This is a genomic window from Pelistega indica, assembly GCF_000506865.1.
GTDB lineage: Bacteria > Pseudomonadota > Gammaproteobacteria > Burkholderiales > Burkholderiaceae_B > Taylorella > Taylorella indica.
In genome coordinates this window covers 1-8,392 of sequence record NZ_AYSV01000095.1, presented here as the reverse complement: position 1 = coordinate 8,392, position 8,392 = coordinate 1, and the positions used below count along the sequence as shown (strand labels likewise).

The following is an 8,392-nucleotide window of genomic DNA, read 5'->3' as shown; positions in this document are numbered from 1 at the left end:
CCCGCTTAGCTCACGACTACAACATAACAATAACGATAGATACCGGCTTCACCTAAACGATGCCAAGGCAGCCCCAAGGCTAAGGCCTGCAGTTGTTCTGCTGACAGTGCCGGATTCATCCGTGAGCCTGCACCGTGAAAGCGTCCTTCATGTAGTCGACGAACACATAGCCACGACCCCATCGCATCGTGCATGAGTAATTTAAGAAGCGTGTGCGTGCGATTCATAAACACATAGGCTTCGTGAGGTGCCACCTGACCAAAGCGCTGAATTGCCTTAGTGCGCAAGGTATCCATCCCCGCTCGTAAATCTGTCGCCTCACTCACCAGGATGATTTTATCTAGTGCCAGTAGGCTAGACGCTTGCTCTTGAATTCCCACTCGTTGGGCGGTCTCGATACGCATTAAAGACGGCATTGATTTCTCCTAACATACACAAAACCATAGTGTCGCGCAATTTAGCAGGAATGAATACATGTGTTCACCGGACGCTTACTCATAAAAGCTCTTATTTAGGGATTATCCCTGTATCTGCTCAGCAATCTCCTTGATTCAGCTCAAATAAAAAGCCCGCCAGATAGAAAAACAATCTACATGACGGGCTCTAGATTAACGGTAATCGCTTACTTTAAATACAAAACACCTGCTTAGGATTAAATGCCACCCATTAGCATATATTTCGTTTCTAAGTAATCATCCAAACCGTATTTAGCGCCTTCGCGACCAAGACCTGATTGCTTAATGCCGCCAAAAGGTGCCGCTTCATTAGAAAGAATACCTGTGTTGATGGCTACCATGCCATATTCCAAAGCTTCTGCAACGCGCCACACGCGACCTAAGTCACGGCTATAAAAATACGCCGCTAAACCGTATTCGGTGTCATTCGCCATTTGCACCACATCTTCTTCGGTTTTGAAGCGGAATAATGGGGCTAAAGGACCAAAGGTTTCCTCCTTAGCAACTTTCATCGACGAGGTCACTTCGGTTAACACAGTGGGCTCAAAGAATAAACCACCTAAATCATGCTGCTTACCGCCAGCGGCGACCTTAGCGCCCTTGCTAACAGCATCGTCAATATGCTCTTGCACCTTGTCCACGGCAGCTTTATCAATCAACGGTCCCTGCGTTACATTGGCCTCAGTACCAGCGCCCACCTTAATTTTGTTGACGGCAGCTACAAATTTTTCGACAAAGGCATCATAAATATCATCTTGAACATAAATGCGGTTTGCACAAACACATGTTTGCCCCGCATTGCGGTATTTAGAAATCAACGCCCCCTCAACCGCCGCATCTAAATCAGCGTCATCAAATACGATAAATGGTGCGTTACCACCCAGTTCTAATGAGACTTTCTTGATCTGATCGGAGCACTGTGACATCAATAAACGACCAATTTCGGTGGAGCCCGTAAAGCTAAATTTACGCACAATGGGATTGGCCGTCATTTCTTTACCGATTTCTGATGCTGAACCAGTCACCACCGACACGAGACCTGCTGGCACGCCAGCTTCCTCTGCTAATACGCACAATGCGAAGGCCGAGTAAGGGGTTTGGGCGGCCGGTTTAATCACCATCGAACACCCAGCGCCTAGGGCAGCACCGACCTTGCGAGTAATCATTGAGGACGGGAAGTTCCAAGGCGTGATGGCGGCACACACTCCCACCGGCTCTTTGGTCACGACAATACGGCGATCCGACGCTGGACCCGGGATAATATCCCCATAAGCGCGCTTACCCTCTTCCGCATACCACTCAAGATACGCTGCACCATAAGCAATCTCACCCTTTGCTTCGGCTAATGGCTTACCCTGCTCAAGCGTCATGATACGTGCCAAATCATCCTGATGCTGCATCACCAGATCAAACCATTTGCGTAATACAACCGCACGCTCTTTAGCACTTTTAGCACGCCATTGCTTTTGCGCTCGCTCGGCCGCTTCAATGGCGCGGCGGGTTTCAGCCTGGCCCATCTTAGGCACGGTACCTAAAACCTCTCCCGTGGCTGGGTTAATCACTTCCAGTGTCTCACCACTGTCTGCATCCACCCACTGCCCATCAATATAAGCCTGTTGTTTAAATAAATCCTTACGTGATAAGTCCTGCATACACTCCTACCTAAAAAATAATGCGCATATTTCCTTGTCATTGTTGCCAAGCAAAGCAGTAATTGCAAATGGCACCCTAATAAAGCGACTTTAAGGCATATTATCTAAGCCATTTATCTTTTGCAATGCTTTTACAGCGAATTTATGAATTTCGAATCGCCTAAGCCCTTAATTCACTGCGGATAATTCTCGCTAATTGTGCGAATCTCGGTTTAATCAGCTCATCGGGAACGTTGGCATAACCCAACAACACACCCGCCCTAGACGGCTCACCCAGATAATACCTACTCAACGGTCTGACCATAATGCCTGCCGCTTTTGCCGCTCGCGCAATGGCCACATCATCCGTACCCGCTGGTAGATGTATCACCAAATGCAATCCAGCTTCAACATTTGAGGAAACCCAATCCGGCCCTAACTGCTCATTAATAGCCTCACGCAATAATACAGAACGTTTGGCATAGCGTAAACGCGACCTTCTCACATGTGCAGCATAATGCCCCTCAACCATAAAATCCGCTAATACAGCTTGTTCAAGCAAGCGGCCATCGCGATATTTTTCCGACAAACCAATGGCAAAATAATCCACTAAATTTTCTGGTAATACCATATAGCCTAAGCGCATACCGGGGAATAGGGTTTTAGAAAAGGTACCCAAATAAATCACTTTTTGATAGGAGTCTAAACCTTGTAATGAAGCAATAGGTAAACCGGCAAAACGGAATTCACTATCGTAATCATCCTCGATAATCCATGCATCATGCGCATTGGCATAGTCTAACAACATGCGGCGTCGGGCTAAGCTCATCACATGTCCGAGTGGATATTGATGTGATGGCGTCACAAAAATAAGCTTAGGGGGTTGCGCTATCTGCTCAGGCGTGGGTGCCAAACCCTCTTCGTCAATAGCGATGGGGACAATATTAGCACCTGCCATTTTCAACACGGTGGCGGCTCCCCAATAACCTGGATTTTCCATCCAAACGGTCATACCCGGGTCAATCAGCAACTGGGCAATTAAACTAATGGCATTGTGCAAGCCGGAAATCATCAATACTTGGTCAGCCGTGCCATTAACCGAACGGGCCAAACGCAAGCGCTCGATTAAGGCTTGACGTAGTGGCAAATAACCTGCGCCATGCGCATAACTAAGCATCGCTGGTGTTGCTTGTTGCCAATGCTTACGCAATAAACGTAGCCAAATATCCTTGGGAAATAAGGAAATATCTGGTACACCAGAAACAAATGGCTGCCATTGCTCGGCTGAAGCCTGAGCTGAACTCACCAGCTCAGAACCACGCTTGGATAAATAGCGTTGATGCTCAGTCATTGGCGATTTCTCTTTGAGCGCTGACTCCTCATGCGACCAATCTGCCACTGGCACCGTATCAGAGACAAAAGTGCCACTGCCGGTCTGCGAAATCACATAGCCCTCTGCGAGCAATTGCTCATAGGCAAACATAATGGTATTTCTTGAGACACCACAATCTGTTGCTAAACTACGACTGGCGGGCAACTTCACTCCGGCACTGAGTTCACCACTTAAAATTAAATCACTTAATATAATGTAAATCTGGCGCGCTAACGGTATCTCACCATCGCGCTCCAAGCGCTGCAAAATATGCTCTTGTAATGCATCAATATGCATTCTTCCCTCCCTAAGTAGCTCCACTTATTTTTGCATAAATGGCTCTTTGCATGGTACCAAATTAAGGATAAGCTAAGAAAATTACATGGATTGTTTTGGTCAGCTCTCGATGCGACAAAACACAGCGTCATTCAACACTTGATAGATATAACTTTGTGAGGAGACATTTTGAATGAAAAACGCAACCTTAGTTGAACGCAAAAACGCTGCCACACCACGTGGTGTCGGTGTGATGTGTGAGTTTTATGCTGACCGCGCAGAAAACGCTGAAATTTGGGATATTGAAGGCAAGCGTTACATCGATTTTGCTAGCGGTATTGCGGTATGTAATACTGGGCATCGTCACCCACGTTTAGTGGCGGCGATTGAAGAGCAATTAGCACGTTTTATTCACACTGCGTATCAAGTCGTACCCTACGAGTCCTATGTTGAATTAGCGGAAAAAATTAACGCCCTCGTACCGGGTGATTTTCCTAAAAAAACCGCTTTCTTTACCACCGGGGTAGAAGCCGTTGAAAACGCAATTAAAATTGCGCGTTATGCGACCCAGCGTCCTCATATTATTTCATTTAACCATGCATTCCATGGTCGTACGCTTTTAGGCATCACCTTAACCGCCAAAATAAACCCTTATAAAAAAGGCTTTGGTCCTTTAGCGCCTAATGTTTACCATTCACCATTCCCAAATGAGCAACAAGGTGTCAGCCTGGATGATGCCAAGCGTCAACTCAAATCATTACTTGCCGTCAGCGTGGATCCACAACAAGTAGCGGCGATTATTATTGAGCCTGTTCAAGGTGAAGGTGGTTTTAACGTATGCCCACCAGAGTTCATGACCTTCTTACGTGAACTATGCGATGAACACGGTATTTTACTCATTGCAGACGAGGTTCAAACTGGTTTTGGCCGCACTGGCAAGCTATTTGCGATGGAACATTATGGGGTGGCAGCCGATATCACCACCATGGCAAAAAGTCTGGCTGGCGGCATGCCGTTATCTGGCATCTGCGGTCGTTCAGACATCCTAGACGCACCACTACCTGGTGGGCTTGGCGGCACCTATGCTGGTCACCCCTTGGCCACGGCTTCAGCGCTTGCCGTCATTGAGGTGGTGCAAGAGGAAAATCTATTAGAAAAAGGCAACAAATTAGGTGATAAACTCCAAGCCATGCTTAATGAGCTACGCGCTGAGGTGCCTGTTATCTCCGATGTGCGCGGTCTAGGTGCTATGGTTGCGGTTGAATTCCGTTGCCCTAAAACCGGTGTCCCACAAAGTGATTTTGTCAAAAAGGTACAACAAGATGCACTGGCTAAGGGCTTGATTTTACTTAGCTGCGGACCAGATGCCAATGTTATTCGCTTCTTATTCCCACTCACCATTGGTGAGGAGCTATTTGATGAGGCGCTAGGCATTTTACGTGATGCCTTATTAGCTAATCAGTAGGGCTAGACCACCTGAGTGTAACCACGGGATGATATGGACATCATCCCGTTTTTTTATGGCAACGCTTGCTACAGTGGTATTCGCTTGTCATCAAAGTAATGGTCTTGTTATGCTAAAAGTGATTTAAGCACTGACTCGGACCTAAGCCCTATTCACTGGTTACTCACAATGGCAAAACGCACGCGCTTGAAAAAGCCCATTATTAAAACCACTAAACAACTACTCAAACTCCAACAGCAACTGACAAAACAGGTAAAAAGGAAATTGCCAGAGCAACTCAAGGCAATGAATGTATTACTAACACGACCTGATCCTCAAGAACGTGGCATCTGGAAAAAGCATCGCTTTATCGCACCAGCCTTTTCTAAGGTAGCCCTAGTGCCACAGCTTGATTACTATATTTTTGAACCCTCAGCAAGCGTCCGCCATCCAAGCACTGAGGGTATGCCTTTAGTGGTCATGTTGCATGGTTGCCAACAAGACAGCGCTTTATTTGCTCAAGGCTCACAAATGAACGTGGTTGCTCAACGCAATGGTTTTGTGGTGCTTTATCCCCAGCAAAGCCGTCGCTACCATCTCACTAACTGTTGGCATTGGTACGACACAAACAAGCATCATCAGGGCATGGCTGAAGCCCATAGCATCATGAGTATCATTCAAAGCACCATTATGATGCATCGCCTGAACCCTAACAAAGTATTTGTGGTTGGCTTATCTGCTGGCGCCGCAATGGCTGGCATATTGGCGGCAAACTTTCCTGCGCAATTCGCTGGCTTAGCCATGCACAGCGGCCCCGTGCTAGGTCTCGCTTATGATGCGCAGAGTGCGGTTAGCACCATGCGCGATCCGCAGGTAGTTTCTGATAGCATCTTAGCAGCGGCTATGGATGGCTTTGCACCACCCCAAAAGTTGCAACTGCCGACCATCATCCTGCAGGGGGAAAAGGATAAAATCGTTCATCCACGTCATGCCACTGAGCTAGTCAAACAGTTGCTTCACTTTAATCAGCTACCAATGAACAGTCTTGCTAAAAGCACTGAGTTTTTTCAAGGGACAACAAAAGAATATAATCAATCGCTTTATTACGATGGACGCAAGCGAATCATCGAGTTAATTCGCATTAAACACCTGGACCATGCGTGGGCTGGAGGCGATTATCGACTCCCCTTTAACTCCCAGCATGGGCCCCATGCAAGTCAATTAATCTGGCAATTTTTTAAACGATATCTTTGATTGTCTGCTCAAACTATCGTTAAACGATATGTTATAGTGCTGTCAACATTCACAATGCAACAGACAATACCTTATGAACAAAATGACTGAATTGGAGTTAAACCCTGTTTTAAAAACCATGGTCGAACGCAAAAGCGTGCGTCAATTTTTAGCTGATCCCGTTTCACAGGACGATATCAAGACTATCCTCAAAGCGGCCAGTTCAGCCCCTAGCGGCAGTAACATTCAGCCTTGGCATGTACAAGTCGTTAGCGGTGCAAAACGTGAGGCACTAGCTGCGGACATGATGCAAGCCTTTAATAACAAGCACCGTGAAGAAGCTGAATATAAATACTATCCTAGACGCTTGAGTGAGCCGTATCTTACGCATCGCCGCGAAAACGGTTGGGGACTCTATGGTACCTTAGGCATTCAAAAAGGCGACTTAGCCGCAATGAAAGCGCAGCAAGTGCAAAACTTTAACTTCTTTGGCGCCCCCGTCGCCCTCTTTATCTTAATTGATAAAGAAATGGAATTAGGTAGCTGGATTGATACCGGTACCTTTATACAGAATATTTTACTTGCGGCAGAATCACTCGGACTAAGCACCTGCCCACAAGGTGCATTAATGCATTACCCTAGTATCGTACGTAAGCATTTAAACTATCCTGAGAATCTGAAGATCGTTTGCGCCATTTCGATTGGTTACGAAGATAAAAATCACATCGTCAACACCTTCAGAACGCCACGTATTGAGCTAGATGAATTCACCACCTTTCATTGGGATGAATAAGCTTGAGGTCCTCCTCCGCCGCGTTACGCGGGGAGGACCTCAGTCATTGACAGGGCGGACTATGCGAGAACTGGCGCGGTCTTTTGTAAAGCTTGAAAAGGCGGTCACTTAATGATGAGGGAGTCAGAGCAGATTAGGTCTGCATTAGCTGCGCTAGAGCGAGTCGGCTAACAGCTTTAAAAGCCTGATTCTCTCTGATTGTAAGCAGCCCGTTGCATTCCAAATCGGATCCTCACAGATGCTGTAAAAACTCTCCTCAAGCCCCAAAGCTTCATAGGCCGCAACATCCTTCATCCAATCGCCAAAATAATACGCTTCAAGCTGCTTGCGATTTTCTTCTATCGCCGCAAAGCGCTCAATAAACGCCTGCATTTCTTTAACATCTTGTTCCGCTTGAACCGTGCGAGCGTCCATCTCGCTAAATATCTTACGTAATTGCTCTAAACTTTTTTCTTTACTTTCATTCATGCTGTATGACCTTTAATTAATTATCTATCTACGCCACCCTCAAAAAGTCTATTTAAACACTCAGTGTATGACCCCCATTTTTAGGAACACCTTTTAGTGGAATGATATGGATTTTAAGCCGCTTTAAGTCGCGGGGGTACACCTCCTATAGCCATGTTAGGCCGTACGTTATTATACTGCCATTGCCATTGGGTGACTAGCAACTCAGCTTGCTCCAATGAGTCAAAGATATACATATTTAAAAGCTCCTCCCTGACAGTTCGGTTAAATCGCTCAATATAGCATTTTGATAGGGCTTGCCGGGCTGAATGTAGTTCAGACGAATGCCTTGACTTTCAGTCCATGAGATCAGTCGTTCTGAGATATACTCAGGACCATTGTCAACTCGTATCTCTTTAGGCTTTCCACGCTGCTTCAATTGTGCGCTCTAGGTATCGAATCACCTGCTCGCTCGGAATAGATAAGGCAACATCCATGGCTAACGCTTCTCGGTTGAAATCATCAATGACGTTCAATAAACGTAGTCTACGACCATCGGCTAGTGCATCACTCATAAAATCCATTGACCATACCTGATTAGCAGCTGTGGGCACAGCCAGTGGCACTGGCTGCTTTCGTTGAAGGCGTAGGCGAGGTTTAATACGTAAGTTCAATGCTAACTCCTTGTAGATGCGGTAAACACGCTTATGATTCCAAACAACGCCTTGGACATTTCTCTGA

The 8,392-nt window shown here is 46.4% G+C and carries 9 protein-coding genes and 1 pseudogene; 3 read left to right on the top strand and 7 right to left on the bottom strand.

Annotated elements, in window-relative coordinates; translation table 11 throughout:
* Positions 1 to 5: 5 nt before the first annotated feature.
* From tnpB to pdxR, 3 genes are all read right to left on the bottom strand, one after another.
* Complete coding sequence (tnpB, locus tag V757_RS23645; protein WP_023951831.1) at positions 6 to 416, bottom strand: IS66 family insertion sequence element accessory protein TnpB; 411 nt, start codon at positions 414 to 416, stop codon at positions 6 to 8.
* Positions 417 to 652: 236 nt separating this feature from the next.
* The gene (gabD, locus tag V757_RS23640) at positions 653 to 2,107 is read right to left on the bottom strand and encodes an NADP-dependent succinate-semialdehyde dehydrogenase (RefSeq protein WP_023951830.1); all 1,455 of its coding nucleotides are present in this window, start codon (positions 2,105 to 2,107) and stop codon (positions 653 to 655) included.
* A 160-nt stretch (positions 2,108 to 2,267) separates the two neighbouring features.
* Positions 2,268 to 3,755, bottom strand: coding sequence for a MocR-like pyridoxine biosynthesis transcription factor PdxR (pdxR, locus tag V757_RS23635; protein ID WP_023951827.1), 1,488 nt, complete (start codon positions 3,753 to 3,755; stop codon positions 2,268 to 2,270).
* A 172-nt stretch (positions 3,756 to 3,927) separates the two neighbouring features.
* On the opposite strand from pdxR, the gene gabT reads away from it, so the two are divergent.
* The 3 genes from gabT (at position 3,928) to V757_RS23620 (ending at position 7,204) form a co-directional block, all read left to right on the top strand.
* On the top strand, positions 3,928 to 5,199 hold the full coding sequence (gene gabT, locus V757_RS23630) for a 4-aminobutyrate--2-oxoglutarate transaminase (RefSeq protein ID WP_023951825.1): 1,272 nt from the start codon (positions 3,928 to 3,930) through the stop codon (positions 5,197 to 5,199).
* Between the two features lie 168 nt (positions 5,200 to 5,367).
* Positions 5,368 to 6,432 (top strand): extracellular catalytic domain type 1 short-chain-length polyhydroxyalkanoate depolymerase, encoded by a 1,065-nt coding sequence (locus V757_RS23625; RefSeq protein WP_023951823.1) that lies wholly within the window; start codon positions 5,368 to 5,370, stop codon positions 6,430 to 6,432.
* Positions 6,433 to 6,505: 73 nt separating this feature from the next.
* Entirely contained in the window at positions 6,506 to 7,204 is a 699-nt protein-coding gene (locus V757_RS23620; RefSeq protein ID WP_023951821.1) for a nitroreductase, read from the top strand.
* Between the two features lie 153 nt (positions 7,205 to 7,357).
* On the opposite strand, the gene V757_RS23615 is transcribed toward V757_RS23620, so the two are convergent.
* From V757_RS23615 to V757_RS29640, 4 genes and pseudogenes are all read right to left on the bottom strand, one after another.
* Complete coding sequence (locus V757_RS23615; protein ID WP_023951819.1) at positions 7,358 to 7,672, bottom strand: DUF4298 domain-containing protein; 315 nt, start codon at positions 7,670 to 7,672, stop codon at positions 7,358 to 7,360.
* 113 nt (positions 7,673 to 7,785) lie between these two features.
* Positions 7,786 to 7,962: pseudogene (locus V757_RS29645) on the bottom strand (integrase core domain-containing protein); the annotation flags it as partial.
* Positions 7,911 to 8,090, bottom strand: coding sequence for a DDE-type integrase/transposase/recombinase (locus V757_RS29780; RefSeq protein ID WP_081710684.1), 180 nt, complete (start codon positions 8,088 to 8,090; stop codon positions 7,911 to 7,913). The pseudogene V757_RS29645 and the gene V757_RS29780, both read right to left, overlap by 52 nt.
* On the bottom strand, positions 8,068 to 8,392 hold a 325-nt coding region (locus tag V757_RS29640), incomplete at its 5' end, for a DDE-type integrase/transposase/recombinase (protein WP_147628869.1). The genes V757_RS29780 and V757_RS29640, both read right to left, overlap by 23 nt.